At 71.1% G+C, this 22,439-nt stretch carries 20 protein-coding genes; 7 read left to right on the top strand and 13 right to left on the bottom strand.

Translation table 11 applies throughout. The features are described from left to right. Window positions 1–338 precede the first annotated feature (338 nt). On the top strand, window positions 339–917 hold the full coding sequence (locus tag G4Z16_RS05755) for an FHA domain-containing protein (protein WP_197349512.1): 579 nt from the start codon (window positions 339–341) through the stop codon (window positions 915–917). On the opposite strand, the gene glgX is transcribed toward G4Z16_RS05755, so the two are convergent. Then, a complete protein-coding gene (glgX, locus tag G4Z16_RS05750) occupies window positions 865–3,072 on the bottom strand; it encodes a glycogen debranching protein GlgX (RefSeq protein WP_197349511.1) in 2,208 nt (735 codons plus the stop codon). The genes G4Z16_RS05755 and glgX overlap by 53 nt on opposite strands. Before the next feature lie 211 nt (window positions 3,073–3,283). On the opposite strand from glgX, the gene G4Z16_RS05745 reads away from it, so the two are divergent. From G4Z16_RS05745 to G4Z16_RS05730, 5 genes are all read left to right on the top strand, one after another. Further along, window positions 3,284–4,546, top strand: a complete 1,263-nt coding sequence (locus G4Z16_RS05745; RefSeq protein ID WP_197354189.1) for an SAV2148 family HEPN domain-containing protein — start codon at window positions 3,284–3,286, stop codon at window positions 4,544–4,546. Window positions 4,547–4,595: 49 nt separating this feature from the next. After that, window positions 4,596–5,123 carry a DUF1697 domain-containing protein gene (locus tag G4Z16_RS05740; protein ID WP_197349510.1) on the top strand — a complete coding sequence of 176 codons (528 nt, stop codon included), beginning with the start codon at window positions 4,596–4,598 and terminating at the stop codon, window positions 5,121–5,123. 285 nt (window positions 5,124–5,408) lie between these two features. Then, complete coding sequence (locus G4Z16_RS05735; protein ID WP_197349509.1) at window positions 5,409–6,641, top strand: S8 family peptidase; 1,233 nt, start codon at window positions 5,409–5,411, stop codon at window positions 6,639–6,641. 316 nt (window positions 6,642–6,957) lie between these two features. Continuing rightward, window positions 6,958–7,041 carry a putative leader peptide gene (locus G4Z16_RS33055; protein WP_343070934.1) on the top strand — a complete coding sequence of 28 codons (84 nt, stop codon included), beginning with the start codon at window positions 6,958–6,960 and terminating at the stop codon, window positions 7,039–7,041. Window positions 7,042–7,348: 307 nt separating this feature from the next. Further along, window positions 7,349–7,915, top strand: a complete 567-nt coding sequence (locus G4Z16_RS05730) for a winged helix-turn-helix domain-containing protein (RefSeq protein ID WP_197349508.1) — start codon at window positions 7,349–7,351, stop codon at window positions 7,913–7,915. An 89-nt stretch (window positions 7,916–8,004) separates the two neighbouring features. Here the strand turns inward: G4Z16_RS05730 and G4Z16_RS05725 are convergent, their stop codons facing one another. The 12 genes from G4Z16_RS05725 to G4Z16_RS05670 all read right to left on the bottom strand — a co-directional run bounded on the left by G4Z16_RS05725 (window position 8,005) and on the right by G4Z16_RS05670 (window position 20,914). Further along, on the bottom strand, window positions 8,005–8,769 hold the full coding sequence (locus G4Z16_RS05725) for a sirohydrochlorin chelatase (RefSeq protein WP_197349507.1): 765 nt from the start codon (window positions 8,767–8,769) through the stop codon (window positions 8,005–8,007). A 149-nt stretch (window positions 8,770–8,918) separates the two neighbouring features. Next, window positions 8,919–9,851 (bottom strand): ABC transporter permease, encoded by a 933-nt coding sequence (locus G4Z16_RS05720; RefSeq protein ID WP_197349506.1) that lies wholly within the window; start codon window positions 9,849–9,851, stop codon window positions 8,919–8,921. Next, window positions 9,838–10,668: an ABC transporter ATP-binding protein gene (locus tag G4Z16_RS05715; RefSeq protein WP_197349504.1), complete on the bottom strand. Its 831-nt coding sequence runs from the start codon at window positions 10,666–10,668 to the stop codon at window positions 9,838–9,840. The genes G4Z16_RS05720 and G4Z16_RS05715 overlap by 14 nt, the downstream gene beginning before the upstream one ends. Window positions 10,669–10,720: 52 nt before the next feature. Next, on the bottom strand, window positions 10,721–11,833 hold the full coding sequence (locus G4Z16_RS05710; protein ID WP_197349502.1) for an aliphatic sulfonate ABC transporter substrate-binding protein: 1,113 nt from the start codon (window positions 11,831–11,833) through the stop codon (window positions 10,721–10,723). Window positions 11,834–11,921: 88 nt separating this feature from the next. After that, on the bottom strand, window positions 11,922–13,304 hold the full coding sequence (locus tag G4Z16_RS05705; protein ID WP_197349500.1) for a sulfate adenylyltransferase subunit 1: 1,383 nt from the start codon (window positions 13,302–13,304) through the stop codon (window positions 11,922–11,924). A 2-nt stretch (window positions 13,305–13,306) separates the two neighbouring features. Continuing rightward, window positions 13,307–14,242, bottom strand: a complete 936-nt coding sequence (gene cysD / locus G4Z16_RS05700; protein WP_197349499.1) for a sulfate adenylyltransferase subunit CysD — start codon at window positions 14,240–14,242, stop codon at window positions 13,307–13,309. Next, entirely contained in the window at window positions 14,239–14,796 is a 558-nt protein-coding gene (gene cysC / locus G4Z16_RS05695) for an adenylyl-sulfate kinase (RefSeq protein ID WP_197349498.1), read from the bottom strand. Before cysC ends, cysD begins: the two co-directional genes overlap by 4 nt. 28 nt (window positions 14,797–14,824) lie before the next feature. Further along, a complete protein-coding gene (locus tag G4Z16_RS05690; RefSeq protein ID WP_197349497.1) occupies window positions 14,825–15,535 on the bottom strand; it encodes a phosphoadenylyl-sulfate reductase in 711 nt (236 codons plus the stop codon). Beyond that, window positions 15,532–15,786: a hypothetical protein gene (locus G4Z16_RS05685; RefSeq protein ID WP_197349496.1), complete on the bottom strand. Its 255-nt coding sequence runs from the start codon at window positions 15,784–15,786 to the stop codon at window positions 15,532–15,534. Before G4Z16_RS05685 ends, G4Z16_RS05690 begins: the two co-directional genes overlap by 4 nt. Window positions 15,787–16,139: 353 nt before the next feature. After that, window positions 16,140–17,837 carry a nitrite/sulfite reductase gene (locus G4Z16_RS05680; protein WP_197349495.1) on the bottom strand — a complete coding sequence of 566 codons (1,698 nt, stop codon included), beginning with the start codon at window positions 17,835–17,837 and terminating at the stop codon, window positions 16,140–16,142. Window positions 17,838–18,344: 507 nt separating this feature from the next. After that, window positions 18,345–18,983, bottom strand: a complete 639-nt coding sequence (locus tag G4Z16_RS05675) for a GNAT family N-acetyltransferase (protein ID WP_197349494.1) — start codon at window positions 18,981–18,983, stop codon at window positions 18,345–18,347. After that, the gene (locus G4Z16_RS05670; RefSeq protein ID WP_197349493.1) at window positions 18,980–20,914 is read right to left on the bottom strand and encodes an ABC-ATPase domain-containing protein; all 1,935 of its coding nucleotides are present in this window, start codon (window positions 20,912–20,914) and stop codon (window positions 18,980–18,982) included. The genes G4Z16_RS05675 and G4Z16_RS05670 overlap by 4 nt, the downstream gene beginning before the upstream one ends. A gap of 299 nt (window positions 20,915–21,213) precedes the next feature. On the opposite strand from G4Z16_RS05670, the gene G4Z16_RS05665 reads away from it, so the two are divergent. Then, a complete protein-coding gene (locus tag G4Z16_RS05665) occupies window positions 21,214–22,179 on the top strand; it encodes a carbohydrate kinase family protein (RefSeq protein ID WP_197349492.1) in 966 nt (321 codons plus the stop codon). Window positions 22,180–22,439 lie beyond the last annotated feature (260 nt).

Here is a 22,439-nt window from a genome sequence, read left to right as displayed (position 1 = left end):
CTGGTGCCGCTGCTGGGACGACGCCCTGGAGACGAGTCGGGGCACCACCCGGGCCGCGAGGCCCGGCGGGTGGGGGCACCACCCGGGCCGCGTGGCCCGGGGGGAGGAGCGCGTGGATGTGAACGTGCGCATCGGTTCTCGCCTCCTCTCCTCGGTCCTGGGCGTGCCCCCGGCCTGAGGCCGGAGGCGGCTGCAACGTAGCGCGGGGCGGGACCGCACGTCCACGGAGTTTTTCGCGGCGTGCTCCGGGGACGGGGGCCGGGCGCGGATGTATTGGTTCGGCTACTGCACAAGGCCGGGCCTGGACAGCGGGTTTGGGTGTACTGAGAATGCAGTACATGACATCTCTGGAGTTCGGTGCCCACCCGCCGCGGCTTTCCGACGCGGACCGGGAGCGTGCTCTCGAGGCGCTGCGTGAGGGGGCGGCGGACGGACGCATCTCGCACAACACGTTCGAGCGGCGCATGGATGTCATCCTCAAGGCCCAGTGGCAGGGCGAGTTGCACGAGGTGCTGCACGACCTGCCGACGCGGCGTCCGCGCAAGCGGTGGTTCGCGGAAGGCATCACCAGGCTTCTGTCCTTCCACCGTGCGCTGCGGCACGCGTGGCAGTCCGAACGCCTGCCGCAGCTGCTGCTTCCGGCCCCCGGGTCGCACGCGTACTCCATAGGCCGCGCACCCGGTTCGATGCTGCGGCTCAACCACTTCAGCGTCTCCCGCACCCACGCGCAGCTGCGCGCGACCGGTGACGGCTGGAGGCTGCGGGATCTCGGATCGAGCAACGGCACGTGGGTCAACGGCAGCAGGGTGACGGGCTCGGTCAGGGTGCGCCCCGGCGACGTGGTGAGGTTCGGGCAGATCGGCTTCAAGCTCGCCCCGGCACAGCCGCCCTCCCCGGAGCTGCCGCCCCGGTCCTGACGCACCGCAGCACCACGAGGCTGCGGTCCGCCAGCGTGATCCGGTCGCCCGTCCCCGCCTTACGGGGTTCCTGTGTGGACGGCGGCAATTCGTCGGCGGTGTCCAGGACGAGCTGCCACTGGCCCCCGGAGCCGTCGGACCACCCCTCGGGGCCGTCCGGGACGGTGAAGTCCACAGGTGTGTTCCGTGAGTTGAACAGCAGCAGGAATGAGTCGTCGGTGACGGGCTCGCCGCGGAGGCCGGGTTCGGAGATCGCGTCGCCGTTGAGCAGCACCGTCAGCGAGTGGGAGTCCTCCTCGTCCCAGTCCCGCCGGCTCATGGGCTCGCCGTGCGGGGTGAACCAGGCGATGTCCGCGGCGCGTCGGGGCTCCTCGCCGGTGCTCTGGGCCGCCGGTCCCCGGAAGAAGCGCCGCCGCCGGAAGACGGGGTGCTCGCGGCGCAGGGCGGCCATCTCCGCGATGAACGCGCACAGTTCGCCCTCCGCACGGAGTTCGCGCTCGCCGGCATCGCCGTCCGGCCAGTGCACCCACGTCAGTTCGCTGTCCTGGCAGTAGGCGTTGTTGTTGCCGTGCTGCGTGCGTGCGAACTCGTCGCCGTGAGAGATCATCGGCACGCCCTGCGAAAGCATCAGCGTCGCGACGAAGTTGCGCATCTGCCGCCGCCGCAGCCGCAGCACGTCCGGATCGTCCGTGGTGCCCTCGGCGCCGCAGTTCCAGGACCGGTTGTGGTTCTCCCCGTCCCTGTTGCCCTCGCCGTTGGCCTCGTTGTGCTTGCCGTCGTAGCTGACGAGGTCGTGCAGGGTGAAACCGTCGTGGCACGTCACGAAGTTGATGGAGGCCAGCGGACGTCTGCCCTCCCGGTAGAGGTCGGAGGATCCCGTCAGCCGGCAGGCGAACTCCGCTAGCGTGCCCGGCTCGCCGCGCCACAGGTCCCGCACGGTGTCCCGGTAGCGGCCGTTCCACTCCGTCCACAGCGGAGGGAAGTTGCCGACCTGGTAGCCGCCCTCGCCCACGTCCCAGGGCTCGGCGATCAGTTTGACGCGACTGACGACCGGGTCCTGCTGCACCAGGTCGAAGAAGGACGAGAGCCGGTCCACCTCGTGGAACTGGCGGGCCAGCGTCGCGGCCAGATCGAAGCGGAAGCCGTCCACGTGCATCTCGGTCACCCAGTAGCGCAGCGAGTCCATGATGAGCTGCAAGACGTGAGGGCTGCGCATCAACAGTGAATTACCCGTGCCCGTCGTGTCCATGTAGTAGCGCGGGTCCTCCGTCAGCCGGTAGTACGAGGGGTTGTCGAGCCCCCGGAAGGAGAGCGTGGGACCCAGGTGATCGCCTTCCGCGGTGTGGTTGTAGACGACGTCGAGGATGACCTCGATGCCCGCGGCGTGCAGGGCGCGGACCGCCTGCTTGAACTCCAGCACCTGCTGCCCGCGGTCGCCCCACGAGGCGTAGGAGTTGTGCGGGGCGAAGAAGCCGACGGTGTTGTAACCCCAGTAGTTCGCCATCCCCGCGTCGGCCAGCCTGTTGTCGGTGACGGACTGGTGCACCGGCATCAACTCCAGTGCGGTGACGCCGAGTTGCGTCAGATGGTCGATGACGGCCGGGTGCGCCAGGGCCGCGTACGTGCCGCGCAGCTCGGGCGGCAGCCCCGGGTGCAGCATCGTGAGGCCCTTCACGTGCGCCTCGTAGATGACGGTGCGGTCGTATCCGGTGCGCGGCGGCCGGTCGTCACCCCAGTCGAAGTAGGGGTTCACCACCACCGACGCCATGGTGTGCGGCGCGGAGTCGAGATCGTTGCGGCGGTGCGGGGCGCCGAAGCGGTAGCCGTAGACCGCCTCGTCCCAGTCGACGCTGCCGCTCATCGCCTTGGCGTACGGGTCGAGCAGCAGCTTCGCGCTATTGCAGCGCAGCCCGCGTTCCGGGTCGTACGGGCCCTCCACGCGGAATCCGTAGCGCTGCCCCGGCATCACGCCCGGCAGATAGGCGTGCCGCACGTAGCCGTCGGACTCGCGCAGCTCCACCGCCGTCTCCCGCCCCTCGTCGTCCAGGAGGCAGAGCTGGATGCGGCGGGCGGCCTCGGAGAAGACCGCGAAGTTGGTTCCGGCGCCGTCGTAGGTCGCACCGAGGGGGTACGCCCGTCCCGGCCACACCTGCATGCGATGCTCTCCTTCCGCCGCTGCCGTCCGGCTGCTGCCGCCGCACCGGGGCATCCTTGCCCAGGCGACGCGAAAGGGACGGTGTGTCGGGCTGCAATCCCTCGTACGGACGTACGGGCAGGGCAAGTTGATGGGGGTTCAGGGTGCGGCCCTTCCAGGGCCGCAGTAGTCTTCCTTGATCGCTCAACAGGGTCAGGAAGGCGGTGCGCGGGTGGGTGCGGGAGGGCTTGAGCTCCCCCCAGGTGAAGGCGGCGACGACGGTGACGGGGAGGCCGCCGGCGTACCGGCCGGTGCGGTGTCACTGGCGCGTCCCATGGAGATCGGCGCGGACCTCGACTGGGATGCCGACGCGTGGGCCGAGGTGCGCACCCGGGCCCGGCGTGCGGGGCGCGCGTACATCTGGCTGAATCTCGTCGAGCAGCGGCTGCGGGCCGTCGTGTCCGCCGTGCTGCGGCCCATCTACGAGCCGGTGCACGGCGACGAGTGGGTCATCGCCGCGGCAGGTCCCGCCGGTCAGGAGTGGGTCCAACGGGCCGTCGCAGTACGGGAGGTGAGCCGCCGCAAGGGCTATCTGCTCGACCCCGCCGACGACAACGTTCTCTGCTTCCTCACGCTGCCGCAGCTGCGCGAGCTGATGGTGCAGCACTGGCCGTGCTTCGAGCCGTACTTCGACGACCGGCGCGAGGTCGAACTCGCCCTGGACGAGCTGGAGGTGGCGCGCAGCGCCGTCGCCCGCAACCGCGCGCTGTCCGAGACCGTGCTCGCGCAGGCGGAGCGCACGTGCGCCCGGCTGCTGGAACTGCTGGGCGCCTCCCGGGACGACGCGCCCTCCGCGCACCGGCTGCCCGTCGACGCGGTCGAGGATCTCGTCGGTGACCGCTTCGCCGACGTGGTGGGCGTCCACTCCGACCGTGTCCGCCTCCAGCGGCGGCTGCCCGCCGAGGACCTCTTCGGCGGCGCCCGGCGGCTGGACGCCATGGGCATAGGTCTCAATCTCCTGGTGCAGAACTACTCGGGCCGCCGCCTGGTGCGCCTGGCCGCGTCCGGGTGCCGGCTGCGGCTGCTCTTCCTCAACCCGGCCAGCAGCGCCGTGCGCCGCAGGGAGCGCGAACTGGGCATAAAGAAGGGCGAGTTGAGCCGCACCGTGGAGATGAACATCCTCCACATGCGCCGCGTGCGGGCGCGGCTGCGCGACACCGGCGCGTTCGAGATCCATGTCTTCGACGAGACGCCGCGCTTCTCCGCGTACATGGTCGACGGTGACGGCGCGGACGGCCTGGCCGTCGTGCAGCCTTATCTGCGGCGGGTCCGTGGCATGGAGGCCCCCGTGCTGGTCCTGCGCGGCGGGGGAAGGGATCTCGTCCAGCGGCGCGGGGAGCACGACAAGCCGCAGGACGAGGGCGTGCACGGGCTGTTCCAGACCTACCGTGAGGAGTTCGAGTCCGCGTGGACGGACTCGCGTCCGGTGTCGTGAAACGCGGTGCGGCCCACTGCTGGCACACACCTCTTCTAAGCTGCCGCACATGACGACTTACGCGGCGCTACTGCGGGGGATCAATGTGGGCGGCCACAAGAAGGTGCCCATGGGCGAGCTGAGGAACGTCATGGCGGGCATGGGCTGGAGCGACGTCCGCACCTATCTGCAGAGCGGCAACGCGGTCTTCACCACCGACGACGCCGACCCGGGCGACCGCCTGGAGCGGGCCATCGAGGAGCACTTCGGCTTCGAGGTCCGCTGCCTGGTCCGCACGGCCGAGGAGTTGCGCACCGTGGCCGCCGCCTGCCCCTACCCGGCGGCGGAGCTGGACCCGGCCAAGCTGCTGGTCCTCTTCCTCGAAGAGGCCCCCGCAAAGGGGCACTTCGACTCGGTGGACGAGTCGAAGTTCGCCCCCGACACCTTCCAGCACGCGGGCAGCGCCGTGTACTGCTACTTCCCGGAGGGGATGGGCCGCAGCAAGCTCCCCGCCGCTCTCGAGGCCGTGCGCCCCAAGGTGACGATGACCGGCCGCAATTGGCGAACCGTCCAGCGGCTGATCGAGCTCGCGAGCTGAAACGTTCGCGAGCGGATCGCAGTCCGCTCAAGAGTTGAACGTAGGTGAGTCATGGCGGTCAGATATATGACCGAACTGACGCCTCGTCAGGTCAAGTTGGGGTGATACGGGGCGCTTTGGTGAGGCGCTTCGAAAGTTGTGTATGTCACACCCGCTCATACGGGTTGAGGTGAGCGGATCAATCAGACAGTGTTTCGAGTCACCCGGTTGCGGATCTTCGCGCCCGCGGACCGGGGGTGAAAACAGACATAAAACCCCCCACACCTCACGAGGAGGACCCTCGTCATGGCAACCAACACGCCCAGAAGCCCGGAGAAGTCCGCCAGGCGTCGTCGTATCACTGTGGCCACCGGTGTCGCCGCGGCGGTGATCGGGGCGGCCACGCTGCTGACGCTGCCTGCCGGCGCCGCACCGGCTGAGGGCCACGTGTTCGGCACCAAGGCCAAGGGCACTGTCGACGGCAGCTACATCGTCATGCTGAAGGACGACAAGGGTGCCAACTCCGTGAAGGCTGCGGGGAGCGACCTGGCCGAGCAGTACGGCGGCAAGGTCAAGAACACCTACGACTCCGCCATCAACGGCTTCTCCGCCAAGGGCCTCAGCGCCAAGGAGGCCCGCCAGCTGGCCGGCAACTCCCAGGTCGAGAAGGTCGTCCAGAACCACACCTTCACGGTGAACGAGACGCAGTCCAACCCGCCGTCGTGGGGCCTGGACCGCATCGACCAGAAGGAGACCAAGGGCGACAAGAAGTACACCTTCCCGGACAACGCCGGTGAAGGCGTCACGGCGTTCGTCATCGACACCGGCGTCCGCATGACCCACAAGGACTTCGGCAAGCGTGCGAAGTCCGGCTTCGACGCCATCGACGGCGGCGAGGCGGACGACGGCCAGGGCCACGGCACGCACGTCGCGGGCACCATTGCCGGCACCGACCACGGTGTCGCCAAGAAGGCCAACATCGTTGCCGTGCGTGTGCTTGACGACCAGGGCTCCGGCACCACCGAGCAGGTCGTCAAGGGCATCGACTGGGTGACCAAGAACGCCAAGGGTCCCTCCGTCGCCAACATGTCCCTCGGTGGCCCGAAGGACGAGGCGCTGGACTCCGCGGTGCAGAAGGCCGTCGACTCCGGCATCACCTTCGCCGTCGCCGCGGGCAACGAGAGCCAGGACGCCGACAACGCGTCGCCGGCCCGGGTGAAGGACGCCCTGACCGTCGCCGCCAGCGACGACGCCGACAAGCAGGCCGACTTCTCCAACTTCGGCAAGCTGGTCGACATCTACGCGCCCGGCGTCGACATCGTCTCGGCGACCAACACCGGTGACGACGCCACGGAGACGCTGTCGGGTACCTCGATGGCTTCCCCGCACGTCGCGGGCGCCGCGGCTCTCTTCCTCGGCGCGAACAAGGACGCCAAGCCGGCGGACGTCGCCAAGGGCCTGAGTGAGCAGGCGACGAAGGACGCGATATCCAACCCGAGCGAGGGCACGAAGAACGAGCTCCTGAACGTCGGCAAGTGACCGGCGGGTCTGCCCGCTGAGCACTGAGCGGGCAGCACCACGAGCTCCATCAGCACCACGGGCCGCCCGTCGCGCTCCTCAAGGGGCGCGGCGGGCGGCCGCGTTCGTGCCGCGCGCGTCCGGCCCCTACGGGGTCTCGGTGGCCGTTCCTCCTGCGGCCCGGCAGGGGTCCTGTGCGGGGCTTCTGCCCGCCGGTTGCGTCTTCCGCGCCCTCGCCCGGCCCGTGGCTGCGGTTTCCGCGCCGGCCTCTTCCGGTATTCGAGACGTTCCGTGAATTCATTGACGGCGCCCCGTAATTGCTGGCAAGCTCATTTCCGTGAATCAGTCTGCGATTCTTGTAGCGCGTCTGCACGTCGACCTGCGACGGCACGCCAGCGCCATCTGTGCCGCTGGTTCCTGAGCCCTGCGCTCGGCTGATTCCGGTTCCGCTCTGCTCTCCGCTCCGCCCCTCGCGGGGCCGATCCGAGCTGCGGTTCTTCCGTCCGTTCCATGATCACGCGAGGTCTCCGTGAACGACGGCTGTTTCCGGATTCGCCTTTCACCCGTCCACTGAGCGAATTCCCGCCGTTTCACCGCCGCTTGCCGCACGCGAGCCGCAAATCCCCGGTCCGCGTGGCACCGGTGTGCCGTGTCCCTCACGGCAGTTCGGACAGGGGCCTCACCCGTACCGGCCCGCTTTTGAGAATTCTCCGTGAAGGAGCTTCCGAATGACTTCCGCCCTTTCCGCCGCCGCGCGCCATCTGCGCGTGGTCGACGAGACCGCCTCCCACGATCCCGCCGCCCGCGACGAGCCCGGCGACCGGCAGCCCGGCGAACAGACGCCCCTGGTGGGCTACGTCGTGCTCGTCCCACAGGGCACCGACCCGAACGAACTCTTCACCGCCGACGGCACCAGAGTCCGGCTGCTCCCCGCGCTGCCCGCGGACCTGCCCCCGGCGAGGCAGCTGCCCGGCCAGCCGCCGCCGCAGCCCCCGGTCGCGGCGGCGGAGGGGCTGCACGTCGATCCGGACCGGCACACGGCGCAGACCGACGGACGCCAACTCGACCTGACCTACCTGGAGTTCGAGCTGCTGGCCCACTTCGTGGCGCACCCGCACCGGGTGCACAGCCGCAGCCATCTCGTGTCCGCGCTGTGGGGCTACAGCCACGTCGGTGACGGCCGCACCGTCGATGTGCACGTGGCCCGGCTGCGGCGCAAGCTCGGCCGCTTCCGGGACACGATCGTCACCGTCCGCCGCGTCGGCTACAAGTACGAGCCGGGCAGGGCGCTTTGAGGCCTGGCGCCCACGCCCGCTGAGAGGCGGGCAGCCGGAGCCGGGCGCGCGGTCCTTGCAGGGGCCCCGCCCGGCGCCGGACCAGGCCGTCAGGCACTCAGCGCCAGCGGCCCGCGCGCTGCCGCCTCGTCATAGCGCAGCACCAGCAGCTCCGCCAGCTCCGGCGCGGGACCCAGCACCGGTGCCAGCACGTCGGCCCGCGCCTCGATCGCGCCGTTGCGGATGCGGTCGGGAAGATGACCGGGCGCGATGACGTACGGGGCCACCGCCACATGCCGGATGCCGTCGGCACGCAGCCCGCGCACGGCGTCCTCGGTACGGGGAAGGGAGGCGGAGGCGAACGCAGGACGCACGGCACACCAGCCACCGGTGCGCCGCCACTCCCGCGCGGTCTGTGCGATCACTGCGATCGCCTCCGGGTCGGAGGAGCCCGCCGAGGCCAGCACGACCCCGGTCGAGCGGTGTTTCCCGGGCCGCAGGCCGGCCTCGCGCAACCGGCGCTCCAGGGCGCCGACGAGCAGCGGATGCGGGCCCAACACGTCGGCCTGCCGCACGCGCAGCCGCGGCAGCCGGGACGTCACCTCGTTCAGCACGGCGGGGATGTCGGACTTGGCGTGGAAGGCGCGGCTGAGCAGCAGCGGCAGGGCGACGATGTCGCGGACACCCTCCGCGTGCAGCCTCTCCAGGAGCCGCGGCACCGACGGGGCGTTGAATTCCAGATGCGCCGCCTCCACGCGCAGCGCGGGACGCAGCGCCCTCACGCGCGCACAGAGCGCCGCGACGGTCGCGGCGTGCCGCGGGTCGCGGCTGCCGTGTGCGATGACCACCAGAGTGGGTCGTGTCGCATCGTGCATGGCGGTCGTCCGTTCCCTTTCCGTCCGTGCCGGCCCGGTTCCGTTCCGACCGGGCTCTGGTCCTTCGCTGTCTCTCGTTGTTGCTGGTTGTCGTTCTCCGGGTTCAGTTGTCGCTCGTTCCCGGCGGGCCGCGTGCGGGCTGCCGGCGCTCAGTGGGCCGTCGCCAGGAGGCCGCGCTGGCGCAGCACCCTCCGCTCCAGCGGTGCGAAGATGAGCAGTTCGATGCCGATGCCGACGAGGAGGATGAGGAGGATCGCGCCCAGCACCAGCGGCATGTCCTGGTAGGCGCGTCCGGTCTCCAGCAACTGCCCGAGTCCGGCGCCGAGTTCGGGAGACGTGGCGATCAGTTCGGCGGCCATCAGCGAGCGCCACGAGAAGGCCCAGCCCTGCTTGAGACCCGCGATGTAGCCGGGCAGCGCACCGGGCAGCAGCACATGCCTCACCCCGTGGATCCCCGTCGCGCCGATGACGTGCCCCGCGCGCAGATGCAGCGGCTGGATGCGGTCGACGCCCGCGACCAGTCCGTTCGCGATGGACGGCACCGCGCCGAGCAGCACCACCGCGTAGATGGTGGCGTCCGTCAGCCCGAACCAGATGATCGCGGCTGGCACCCACGCTACCGACGGCAGCGACTGCAGCCCCGAGAGGATCGGCCCGATCGCCGCGCGCACGGACTTCACCTGCGCCACCAGCAGTCCGAGCAGCGTGCCCAGGACCAGCGCCACGGCGAAGCCCATCGCACCCCGCGAGACGCTCTGCCAGATGATCGACAGGATGGTGCCCTTGTACCACTCCTCGGCCAGGGCGTCCCACACCATCAGCGGACTCGGCAGCTGGTACGGCTCCTTGATGTGCAGCGCGAACGCCAGCTGCCACAGCGCCAGTACGAGCACGACGGCGATCGTCGGCGGCAGCGCCTTCCGGCGCAGCACCTGTGCGAGCGGCAGACGCGCGGAGGTACGGGCGTCGAGCGCGTCGAGGCCCGCCTCCAGACCCGCCAGGTCCCCGGCGTCGTCCCGCTTCGCATGGCCCGCGGACCGCTTGCTCTCCGCGTCCACGGGCCTGGAGTCAGTGCTGGCCATGGCGGCGGATCTCTCCCCTCAGCTCCTCGGTGATCTCCGCGGACAGGTTCGCCACGTCCGTGTCCTCGATGCGCCGCGGGTGGGGGATGTCCACGGTCCACTCGCGGGCGACACGGCCCGGCCGGGAGGAGAGCAGCACCACGCGCTGCGCGAGGCGCACGGCCTCCCGCACGTTGTGTGTCACGAAGAGGACGGAGACGCCGGTCTCCGACCAGATCCGCGTGAGCTCCTCGTGCAGCACGTCACGCGTGATCGCGTCCAGCGCGGCGAAGGGCTCGTCCATCAGCAGCAGCCGGCTGTCCTGGGCGAGCGCCCTGGCCAGAGCGACGCGCTGCCGCATACCGCCCGACAGCTCGTGCACACGCTTGCGGTGCGCGCCCTTGAGCCGCACAAGCTCCAGCAGCCGCTCCGCTTCCGGCCTCCGCTCGGGCTTGGGCACGCCCCGCAGTTTCAGGGCCAGTTCGATGTTCCGGCCGGCGGTGAGCCACGGGAAGAGCGCGTGCTCCTGGAACATCAGCGAGGGGCGGCCGCCGGGCACGTCGATGGTGCCCGCGGACGGCTTGTCGAGCGCCGCGACGAGGTTGAGCAGCGTCGACTTGCCGCAGCCGCTCGCGCCGAGCAGCGTGACGAACTCCCCGGGGCCGACGTCGAGAGCGATGTCGTCCAGCACCAGCTGCTCCGCGCCCGCGCGACCGAAGGACTTGGAGACGTGGTCGATGCGGGCGGCGTAGCCCGCCTCCTCCATGGCGGGGCGCGCGTCGGCGACGCCCGTGTGCGCCGTGCCGGGCGCGGGCCCGGTGGTCAGTGTCGTGGTCATCGCGCTCACCTCCATGGGTGTGGTGCGTGGTCGTGGAAGGTGCCGGCGGGCGTCAGCGGCCGAGCCCCGCGTCGTCGACGACGGGCCGTCCTTCGCCCTTCAGCACCCGGTTGAGGATCGAGAGGTCGTAGATGCCGCCGAGGTCGGCCTTCTTCATCAGCCCCGCCTCGACGCCGTGCTCGGCCTCCTTCGCCAGCGTCGTGGCCAGCGGGTCGTCGGTGACCTCGATGTCCTTGAAGGAGAGGTCGAGTACGTCCTTGGGCAGCGCCCTGCCCGAGTCCCGCTCCAGAGCGGTGTTGATGTGCTTCTTCGCCTCTTCCGGGTGCTCGCGGATCCAGGCGTTGGTGCGCACCGAGCCGCGGACGACGGCCTCGACCACGTCCGGGTGCTTCTCCAGGAAGTCCTGCCGCACCACCAGGTTCGTGGTGACGAACTTGCCGTGCTTCCACAGCTTCTTCTCGTTCAGCAGGACCTTCCCGCCCCTGGCGACGATGCTGGAGGCGGTGGGCTCGGGCACCCACGCGCCGTCGATGCCGCCCTGCTGGAACGTCGTCGGGATCTCCTTGTTGTCCTGCCGGAGGACGGAGACGTCGCCCTTGCCGGTGTCCGGGCTGACCCGCAGGCCCTTTCCCGCGAGGAAGTCGAGGAGCGCGACGTCCTGCGTGTTGCCGAGCTGCGGGGTGGCGATCCGCTTGCCCTTCAGGTCCCCGAGCGAGGGCACCTTCTTCGGGTTCACGACGAGCGACGCCCCGCCCGAGGTGGCGCCCGCGACGATCCTGAGGTTCTTGCCACCGGACTTGGTGTAGCCATTGACGGACGGGGAGGGGCCGACCCAAGTCATGTCGACCGCCTTGGCGTTGAGCGCCTCGATGGCTGCCGGCCCCGCGTTGAAGACCTGCGTCGAGGCCTTCGTGCCGCCCAGCTCCCGCGGGATCTCACCGCCGTCGCGCAGGCCCACCAGCGGGGTCGCGTGAGTGACGTTGCCGAAGTAGCCGACCTTCACCTCGTCGAGGCCGTCGACCTTCTTGCCGCCCGCGGCCGCCGGGCCGCCCTTGCCCTTCGGCGCCTTGGAGCCGTAGCCGCACGCCGTCGCCAGCAACGGCAGCGCGACCAGCACGGCGAGCGCGCGGAGCGTTCGCCGCTGTGCCGATCTGCTGGCGGGCATGGGGCAGGTCCTCTCGGAAGGCTGCCGGGCCTGGCGGGGCGGTTCTGGCCCGGGTCGGTGTCGGGGCGGTGCGGATACGGGCTGCCGTCTAGAAGTCCCAGCCGTCGTCGTCCGGCGCCCGTCCGGCCTCGGCCTCGGCGGTCTCCCGCACGGCGTCGGCGAAGGCGTGACCGGCCATGCCCGCGGTGAGCGTCGAGCCGTCCGCGGGGTCGATGAGGACGAAGGAGCCGGTGCGGCGCGAGTCGGCGTACGCGTCGACGGGCAGCGGCTCGGACGTGCGCAGTACGACGCGTCCGATGTCGTTGGCGACCAGGCGCCCCGGCTCGGGGTGCTGGGAGAGGTCGTCCAGCGTGAGCCGCGAGGGGATCTCCTTCACGATCGCCTTGACGGTGCGGGTGGTGTGCTTCAGCAGCACGCGGGCGCCGGGCGTCAGAGGCGTGTCATGAAGATGGCAGACGGTCGCGGTCAGGTCCTGGCTGGGAGTGACCGTCGCGTCGGACGGCACGATCATGTCGCCGCGGGAGATGTCGAGGTCGTCGGCGAGCAGCACCGTCACGGACTGCGGCGCCCAGGCCACGTCCACGGACTGGCCCAGCACGTCCAGGCCCTCGATCGTGCTGCTGCGTCCCGAGGGCTGCACCGTCACCCGCTGCCCGACGCGCAGCAGACCGGACGCGATCTGGCCCGCGTAGCCGCGGTAGTCGGGGCGTTCGGCGGACTGCGGGCGGATGACGTACTGGACGGGGAAGCGTGCCGGGTCGTCGCTGGGGTCGTCGCCGACAGCGACGGTCTCCAGGTGCTCCAGCACGGTCGGGCCGCCGTACCAGTCCATGTGGGCGGACGCGGTCACGACGTTGTCGCCGACGAGGGCGGAGATCGGAATGGCGGTGATCTCCGGGACCCCGAGGGAGGCCGCGTAGCGGGTGAACTCCTCGGCGATGCGCGCGAAGACGTCCTCGTCGTAGTCGACCAGGTCCATCTTGTTGACCGCGAGGACGACGTGCGGGACACGCAGCAGCGCGGCGACGGCGGCGTGCCGGCGCGTCTGCTCCACGACGCCGTTGCGGGCGTCGACGAGGACGACGGCCAGCTCGGCGGTCGAGGCGCCGGTGACCATGTTCCTCGTGTACTGCACGTGGCCCGGTGTGTCGGCGAGGATGAACCGCCGCCGCGGCGTGGCGAAGTAGCGGTAGGCGACGTCGATGGTGATGCCCTGCTCCCGCTCGGCGCGCAGACCGTCGGTCAGCAGCGCCAGGTCGGGAGTGTCCTGACCGCGGTTGCGCGAGGCGGACTCCACCGCTTCCAGCTGGTCGGCCAGCACCGACTTCGAGTCGTGCAGCAGCCGTCCCACCAGCGTCGACTTGCCGTCGTCGACGGAGCCGGCGGTCGCGAAGCGCAGCAGCGACGTCGCCGCGAGCGCGGCGTCGGCCGCGGCGTCCACCGGACCCTGACCGGAGAAGGAGGTGGTCATGATCAGAAATACCCCTCGCGCTTGCGGTCCTCCATGGCGGCCTCCGAGAGCTTGTCGTCGGCCCGCGTCGCACCGCGTTCCGTCAGCCGGGACGCGGCGATCTCGGCGATGACCTTCTCGATGGAGTCGGCGTCGGAGTCGACGGCACCCGTGCAGGACATGTCGCCGACGGTGCGGTAGCGCACCTTGCGCAGCTCCACCCGCTCGTCGTCGCCGGGGCCGCCCCACTCGCCGGGGGCAAGCCACATTCCGGAGCGCGAGAAGACCTCACGCTCATGTGCGTAGTAGATGGCGGGGAGTTCGATCTTCTCGCGGGCGATGTACTGCCACACGTCCAGCTCGGTCCAGTTCGACAGCGGGAAGACACGCACGTGCTCGCCCGGAGCATGGCGCCCGTTGTAGAGCTGCCACAGCTCGGGCCGCTGACGGCGCGGGTCCCAGCCGCCGAACTCGTCGCGCAGGGAGAACACCCGCTCCTTGGCCCGCGCCTTCTCCTCGTCGCGGCGTCCGCCGCCGAAGACCGCGTCGAAGCGGTTGGTCTCGATGGCCTTCAGCAGGGGGACCGTCTGCAGCGGATTGCGGGTGCCGTCGGGGCGCTCCCGCAGCTCACCGCGGTCGATGAACTCCTGCACCTCGGCCACGTGCAGCCGCAGCCCGTGCTGCGCCACGACGCGGTCGCGGTACTCGAGCACCTCGGGGAAGTTGTGCCCGGTGTCCACGTGCAGCAGCGTGAACGGCACCGGCGCCGGCGCGAATGCCTTGAGCGCCAGATGCAGCATGACGATGGAGTCCTTGCCGCCGGAGAAGAGGATCACCGGGCGCTCGAACTCGCCCGCGACCTCGCGGAAGATGTGCACACCCTCCGACTCCAGCGCGTCCAGATGCGAGAGCGCGTACGGGTTGTCCCGTTCCTCCAGCGTCGTGACAGCCGTCCTCACAGCAGTCCCCTCTCACTCAGCAGCGCGCGCAGCGCCGCAGCGGATTCCTCCACGCCCTGCCGGTGTGCCTCGATCCGCAGATCCGGCTGCTCGGGGGCCTCGTACGGATCGTCCACGCCCGTCAGTCCGGAGATCTCGCCCGAAGCCTGACGCGCGTACAGTCCCTTCACATCGCGCTGCGAGCACACGTCCACCGGAGTGGCGACGTGCACCTCCAAGTACCCGGTGCCGGCGGCCTGGTGGCGCTTGCGCACCGCCTCACGGCTGTCCGCGTACGGTGCGATCACGGGAACGAGGACGGTCACGCCGTGCGAGGCGAGCAGCTCGGCCACGAAGCCGATGCGCTGCACGTTCAGGTCGCGGTCCTCGCGGGAGAAGCCGAGCCCCGAGGAGAGGAAGGTACGGATCTCGTCCCCGTCCAGCACCTCCACGCGGCGGCCCTGCGCGGCGAGTTGCTCCGCCAGCACGGTCGCGATCGTCGTCTTGCCCGCGCTCGGCAGCCCCGTGAGCCAGACCGTGGCCCCGGACTCCTGCCGCTGTGTCGCTGTCGTCATCTCCCGCTCCCTGTCACGGAGTTCACCCTCACAGGTGGATCCCGCACTCGGTCTTGGCCTGGCCCGACCAGCGTCCGGCACGTGCGTCCTCGCCCTCGAGAACCCGCCGTGTGCACGGGGCGCATCCCACCGAGGGGTAGCCGTCGGAGAGCAACGGGTTGGTCAGCACGCCGTGTTCGGCGATGTAGGCGTCGACGTCGGCCTGACTCCAGCGGGCGATCGGCGAGACCTTGACCTTCTGCCGGCGCTCGTCCCAGCCGACGACGGGCGTGCCGGCACGAGTCGGCGACTCGTCGCGGCGCAGGCCAGTCGCCCACGCGTCGTACTGGCGCAGACCCTCCTCGAGGGGCGCCACCTTCCGCATCGCGCAGCACAGATCGGGATTCCGGTCGTGCAGCTTCGGGCCGTACTCGGCGTCCTGCTCGGCCACGCTCTGCTTCGGCGTCAGCGTGACCACCTCGACGTCCATGACGGCGGCCACGGCGTCACGCGTGCCGATCGTCTCGGGGAAGTGGTAGCCGGTGTCGAGGAAGACGACGCGGACGCCCGGGGCGACGCGTGACGCGAGATGCGCCACCACCGCGTCCTCCATGGACGAGGTGACGCAGAAACGGTCACCGAAGGTGTCCGTGGCCCAGCGCAGCACCTCCAGCGCCGGTGCCTCCTCCAGATCCCGGCCCGCCTCCTCCGCGAGCCGCTGCAGCTCCTCGGCGGAATGCCGTTGTGCGGCTGTGGTCATGGCGTGCGCCGTCCTTCCTGGCTGCTGCCTTCCTGACTGCCTTCGCCGCCCGTGCCGTCCGGGCCGGCGCCTCCGCGCTGCAGGCCCCTGGCCAGCAGCCCGAGGAACGCGAGCTTGAACGCCCGGTTGCAGGCGGTGCATTCCCAGGCCGCGCCCTTGCCCGCGCCCGCTGCCTCACCGGTCTCCTCCGAGGGGCGCAGGTCCTCGTCGCCGCAGTAGGGGCAGTAGAACGGCGCGGCACGCTCGCTCACTGTGTCCCCCGCTCAGCCTTGGCGCGCTTTGACGCGTCGGCTTCCCTCGTTGCTGCTCGCTCCTTCGTCGCTGCGCGGCTCCTTGGTCCAGCCGACGCCGCGCGCCGCGGCTCGCTCACTGTGCCTCCCGCTCAGCCTTGGCGCGCTTGGACGCGTCGGCTTCCCTCGTTGCTGCTCGCTCCTTCGTCGCTGCGCGGCTTCTCGGTCCAGCCGACGCCGCGCGCCGCGGCTCGCTCACTGTGCCTCCCGCTCAGCCTTGGCGCGCTTTGACGCGTCGGCTTCCCTCGTTGCTGCTCGCTCCTTCGTCGCTGCGCGGCTTCTCGGTCCAGCCGACGCCGCGCGCCGCGGCTCGCTCACTTCAGCGCACCCTCTTCCGCGCGAGCCGCCCACTGGGCGAAGCGCTCGCCGTCCTCGCGCTGCTCCTGGAAGTTGAGCAGCACGCGCTCGATGTAGTCGGGCAGCTCCGTGGCGGTGACCTTCAGGCCGCGGACCTTCCGGCCGAAGCCCGGCTCCATGCCGAGGGAGCCGCCCAGGTGCACCTGGTAGCCCTCGACCTGCTCGCCGTCCGCGTCCGTGACGAGCTGGCCCTTCAGACCGATGTCGGCGACCTGGATGCGGGCGCAGGAGTTGGGGCAGCCGTTGAGGTTGATGGTGACCGGCTCGTCGAACTCGGGGAGGCGGCGCTCCAGTTCGTCGATGAGCGACGAGCCGCGTGCCTTGGTCTCGACGATGGCCAGCTTGCAGAACTCGATGCCGGTGCAGGCCATGGTGCCGCGGCGGAAGACCGACGGGCGGGCCGTGAGGTCGAGCGCCTCCAGCGCCTCCGTCAGGGACTCCACCTGGTCCGCGGCCACGTCGAGGACGATCATCTTCTGCTCGGCAGTGGTACGGACGCGGCTCGAGCCGTGCGTCTCCGCGAGGTCCGCGATCTTGGCGAGCGTGCCGCCGTCGACGCGGCCCACGCGCGGTGCGAAGCCGACGTAGTAGTTGCCGTCGCGCTGCTCGTGCACGCCGATGTGGTCGCGCCACTGCTGGACGGGCGCCTCGGGCGCGGGGCCGTCCGCCATCTTGCGGAGCAGGTACTCGTCCTCCAGCACCTGACGGAACTTCTCCGCGCCCCAGTCGGCGACGAGGAACTTGATGCGGGCGCGGGTGCGCAGCCGCCGGTATCCGTAGTCCCGGAAGACCGAGACGATGCCCTCGTGCACGTCCGCGACGTCTTCGATGGGCACCCAAGCACCGAGCCGTACGCCCAGCTTGGGGTTGGTCGACAGGCCGCCGCCGACCCACACGTCGAAGCCCGGGCCCAGCTCGGGGTGTTCGACGCCGACGAACGCGACGTCGTTGATCTCGTGCGCCACGTCGAGCAGCGGCGACCCGGAGACCGCGGTCTTGAACTTCCGCGGCAGGTTCGAATAGGCGGGATTGCCGATGACCCTGCGGTGGATCTCGTCGATGGCGGGCGTGCCGTCGATGATCTCGTCGGCGGCGATGCCCGCGACGGGGGAGCCGAGAATGACGCGGGGGGTGTCGCCGCACGCCTCGGTGGTCGAGAGGCCGACGCCCTCCAGCCGGCGCCAGATCTCCGGCATGTCCTCGATGCGGATCCAGTGGAATTGGACGTTCTGCCGGTCGGTGATGTCCGCGGTGCCGCGCGCGAAGTCCTGCGAGATCTCGCCGATCGTGCGCAGCTGCTGTGTCGTCAGCTGGCCGCCGTCGATGCGCACCCGGAGCATGAAGTACTCGTCGTCCAGTTCCTCCGGCTCCAGCACGGCGGTCTTGCCGCCGCTGATCCCGGGCCTGCGCTGGGTGTAGAGACCCCACCAGCGCATGCGGCCGCGCAGATCGGCGCCGTCGATGGACTCGAAGCCGCGGTGTGCGTAGATCGTCTCAATGCGCGTCCGCACATTGAGACCGTCGTCGTCCTTCTTCGTCTGCTCGTTGCCGTTGAGCGGAGTGAAGTGACCGGCGGCCCACTGCCCCTCGCCGCGATGGCGTCCGGCCTTGCGGCGGCTCGGTGCGGAAGCGGGACGCTTGGAGGTGTCGGCCATGGCAGTTGTCCTTCGGGGTCCTTCAGGTGTCCTTCGGGCGGAGCCCGGCCGGGCGGCCGGGCAGCCGGACACAGCCGGTCGTCGAAGACGGGTGCAGGTCAGCGGGTACGTGCGCGCGACACACCTGTGTTGTCCCTGCGTGCGGCATTTCGCGCACGCGCGGAAGGCAAGGGAGGGCCGCGGCGGTTCAGTCGGTGGGAGCGCTTCCCCCTGGGGGAACCTCCCGGGCCGTCAGGCCCAGGGGACTTCGGCCGGGGGTGCCCCCGCGCGACATTGAGGGGGGCGGCTCGAGATGGTTGGTGCTGGGACTGTCAGCCCGCGCGACAGATGGCGCTGGACATGCGGCCGAAGTCGACGTGGCGTCGACTCACCAAGGCGATTCCAGCGCGAGACATGACGGAAGCCTCGCACGGTGCCGAACGGGCAGTCCACCAATATCCAGTATGTGGACAATCCTGTCCTGAATGACGGGACGATGCCCTCTTGACAGTCAGGCGGACGGGACCCTCACTCCGCAGCCGGGCGCTGTGCCGGCGGCCTCGGGGCGGACGCCGCATCCCCCTTCTCCCCGGGAATTTCACGGGTCACTTCCTTGGCGAAGATGCGGAAGCCGCGCCCCTGGTAATTGCCCAGGGCGTACGGGCCGTCCTTGCTGCATGTGTGCAACCACACGCGGGAGGTCGGCGGGCGCCCGTCCCACCGGTCCGCCAGATCCCAGGCGCGGCGGGTGCCGTGCGCCAGCAGCCGCCCGCCGATGCCGCGGCCCCGGAACTCGGGAAGAAGGCCGAAGTAGCTGATCTCCACCGTGCTGCCCGGACGGGCGCCGCGCCCCGAGGTGTCCTCGGTCGCACCGTCCAGCTCGATGTAGCCGGCGGGCGTGCCCCGTTCATAGGCCACCCAGGTCTCCACGCCCGGGCGCTCCAGCCAGAGGCGCCACTGCTCCCGCGTCCACGGCAGTCGGTCCGTCCACTCCACGTCCTCGCCGACCTCGCAGTAGAGGAACCGGCTGAAGGCCACGGAGGGCAGCTCGGACCGCACGATCCGCAGTCCGGTCGCCTCGTCCACGGGACGTGCGTCGATCAGGTCACCGGGAGCGGTCTGCTCCAAGGACCACGTCGTGACGGTTCGCGTCGCGTTCTCGCTCAACCCGGTCTCTCCGTACTCGCTCCAGGCATGCTTGCCGCTCTGCGGACGCGCAGACCGCGCACACGGTTGAGTGCCGCCGCCGTCTCGAAGCGGCGCGGGACGGCGAAGTCCTCGTCCCGCACGGCCAGCAGCGCGTCCGCGCCCGCCGACGCCAGATCGGCGTCGAGCAGGTCCAGCGCTTCCGCGAGCGTACGCGTGCCGTCCACGTGCCCGCGGCGCACCATCAGGTCGAGCGCGAGGCCGATCCCCGCGACCTGACGGGAGTCCGCGATCTGCTCGACGGAGCGCAGATCGACCTCGTGCTCCCCGAACGTCAGCGCGTCCTCGCCGCGCGAGCGCACGCGCCTGCGCCCGCGCGACTCCGGTTCCAGCGACGCCGGGTCGGGGCTGCGGTGCACCACGGGCGGGAAGCTCTCGGCCTCGGCGTGCCGTCCCGTGGGTACGGAGGCGACCTCGCGCGCGCGTTCCGTGACGTCGGAGGGCCGGTAGGCGTCCATCATCAGCACGAGGTCGGCGACCTCCAGATAGTCGCCGGAGCCGCCCATGACCAGCACCGTCGAGACGCCGTGGTCGCGGTGGAGGGAGCGCACGGAGTCCACCAGCGGCGTCAGCGGCTCACGTTCCTTGGCCACCAGGGCCTGCATGCGGGCGTCACGGATCATCAGGTTGGTCGCCGCGGTGTCCTCGTCGATGAGCAGCACCCGCGCTCCCGCCTCGACGGCCTCGCACAGGGACGCCGCTTGTGAGGTGGAGCCGGAGGCGTTGTCGGTCGAGAAGTCGGTGGTGTCGGAGCCGTCCGGGAGATGGCCCACGAAAGCGTGCACATCCACCCGCTCCACGCGCCGCCCGTCCTCGGCACGCAGCTTCACCGTCTCAGGGCGTGAGACGACGAGTTCACGTCCGTCGCCCGGCACGTGGTCCCAGATGCCCGTCTCCAGGGCGCGCAGCAACGTGGACTTCCCGTGGAAGCCGCCGCCGACGATCAGGCTCACGCCCTCGCCCAGCCCCATGCCGGTCACGTTGCCCGCGTTCGGCAGCCGGACCGTCACCCGCATCCCCCCGGGCGAGGAGAACGGCACGACACCCTCGCCCTTCGCCGGGCGGTCGTCCACGCCGCTGCCCCGCGGCAGCACCGCTCCGTCGGCGACGAACGCGACCAGACCGAGTCCGGGCAGCGCCTCGCGGAGCGCGTCGGAGTCCTCGACCGTCTCCACGAACTCGTCCACGGCCGCCGCGTCCAGCGACACGTACCGCAGCGCACGTTCGGCGATGTCCGGCACGAGCCGGCACAGCAGCCGCTGCGCGGTTCGGGCGTCGATGCGGCGGCCGTGACCGGGGAGCGCGAGACCGAACCGGAGCGTCACCGCGCCGTCATCGGCCGAGACCTGGCACGAGCCACGGTCGAGCACCTCCTGGCCGCCCGCGTCGATCCGCAACGCCCGCTCACCGGCCGCGACCTGGGCCGCGCGGCGCGCGAGGAAGCTCGCGAGGGCGCGGCGGCGGACCGGCGTGCTCCACAGCGCGGACGGGAAACCGGCACGCTCCGCGGGCACCCGCACGGCCACGCGGGCCGGCGGCGCGAAGGGGTCGGACTGGCCGCGCACGAGCCGCAGGCTCTCCCCGGTCGTCTCCGCGCCCGGCATCTCCCATGTACCGACGAGGCCCTTGTACCTGCCGTACGAGGCGCCCTCCAGGCGCGCGAGTTGCTGCTCCAGCCCGGCGCGCGGAGTTCCGTGGGTGTGCGAGTCGCCGTCCCCGCGCGGACCACGGGCGCCGGTGCCTCCCCCTGGACCTGGCCGCCCGGGCGGACCCCCCGCCGGCCGGGCGTGCGGTCCGTGTCCCTCGCGCCGGGCGTACGGTCCGCCGCGGCTGCTTCGCGCTCCGCGGTGCGCCCGGTGGCCGCCGGGGCCGCGGCCTTGCTCACGTGGCACTGCGCCTTCCCTTCCCGACGGAGGCTGTCTGCGTCCGGACGATACATACCGGACGGCTCCGGGGCGGTCGCCGGGGAGCGGCTCACGCCCGGCGTGACCGGGTCACCGGCATGCACCCCGCCCGGTACGCCTGCACGGCTGCCCGCGTCACGCCCGTATGCACGGGGGCCTCGTTGACAGGGTCACAGGCGGCTGCTGGACTCCAGCGCGAGCCGTGCGCCCGGCCCGTCGCCCCCGGTCGCCCCCGGTCGCCGCATCCCGAAGCCACCCCGCCCCGAGCCCGAATCCGTGAGGTCCGCATGCCCGCGCCAGTCCCCGCCGCCGACGCCGCCCCCGTCGCCGTGCTCGGCGAATGCGTCGCCGACGCGTTCGTCAGGCCCCCGGCCACGGAGGCGCAGACCCCGGCGATCGGACTGGACGTGCTGCCCGGCGGCGGCCCCGCCAACACCGCGGTCGCACTGGCACGGCTCGCCACCCCCACCCGCTTCCTCGGACGCATCTCCGGGGACGTCTTCGGGCGGCTCTTCCGCGACCATCTGTCCGGCTCCGGCGTCGACTTGAGCCGAACGGTCGCCGCCCGCGAACCCAGCACCCTCGCCGTCGCCGACGTCGACGAGGACGGCCGCGCCGACTACTCCTTCCACGCGGAGAACACCGCCGATTTCCAGTGGACGCCGCGGGAACTCGCCGCCGCGTCCGACGGGCCCCTGTCCTGCCTGCACACCGGTTCCCTGGCGCTCGTACGGCCACCCGGCGGGAAGGCCGTCGAGGACCTGCTGTCGGATGTACGGGAGCGCGCGACCGTGTCGGTCGACCCCAACGTCCGTCCCCTGCTGGTCGATCCGGCCGCCTACCGCAGCGCTCTGCCGCGCTGGTGCGCCGCGGCCGACATCCTGCGCCTGTCCGACGACGACCTCGCGCACCTCGCCCCCGGCGCCACCCCGGAGCAGGCCGCCGAGACCTTCCACGCGCAGGGCGCCCGCCTCGTTGTCGTCACGCTCGGCGCCGACGGCGTCTTCGCCTCCCTCGACGGCGAGCGACTGCGTGCGCCGGCGCCGCCGGTGACCGTCGTGGACTCGGTCGGTGCGGGCGACTCCTTCATGGCCGGCTTCCTCCACTCCCTGCACGGCGCCGGGGCGCTGGGCGGCCGCCTGGACGGCCTCACGCCCGAACAGGTCGCCGCCGCCCTGGACTTCGGCGCCCGCGTGGCCGCGGCGGTGTGCGCGGTCCGGGGGGCGAATCCGCCCTGGGCGGGCGAGGTCTAGCGGCCCGGCACCGCAAACGCTTTCCTCGGTCCGCGCGGTAACAGCGAGGAATTTCGGGCCAGTTGAAAGCGCGGGTTGCTGTGAAGAGCCTTATGAGAATGCCTTCGGCGGACGACAGGGCTTACCGAAACCGCGGCCCGAACAAGGCGGTCGGCGTTATCGCACGGCGAATTCCATGGCGATCTCCACGGCAACTTGTCGAACTCCTCGGCAGCGAGCAGGCGTTCGTGAGCGGGAGTCGTGCCTTGGTGGTGAGTGCG

The sequence above is a fragment of the Streptomyces bathyalis genome (assembly GCF_015910445.1).
In the GTDB taxonomy this organism is placed as follows: Bacteria; Actinomycetota; Actinomycetes; order Streptomycetales; family Streptomycetaceae; genus Streptomyces; species Streptomyces bathyalis.
The sequence above is the reverse complement of the archived record's forward strand: the minus strand, read 5'-3'. Positions and strand labels throughout refer to the sequence as shown.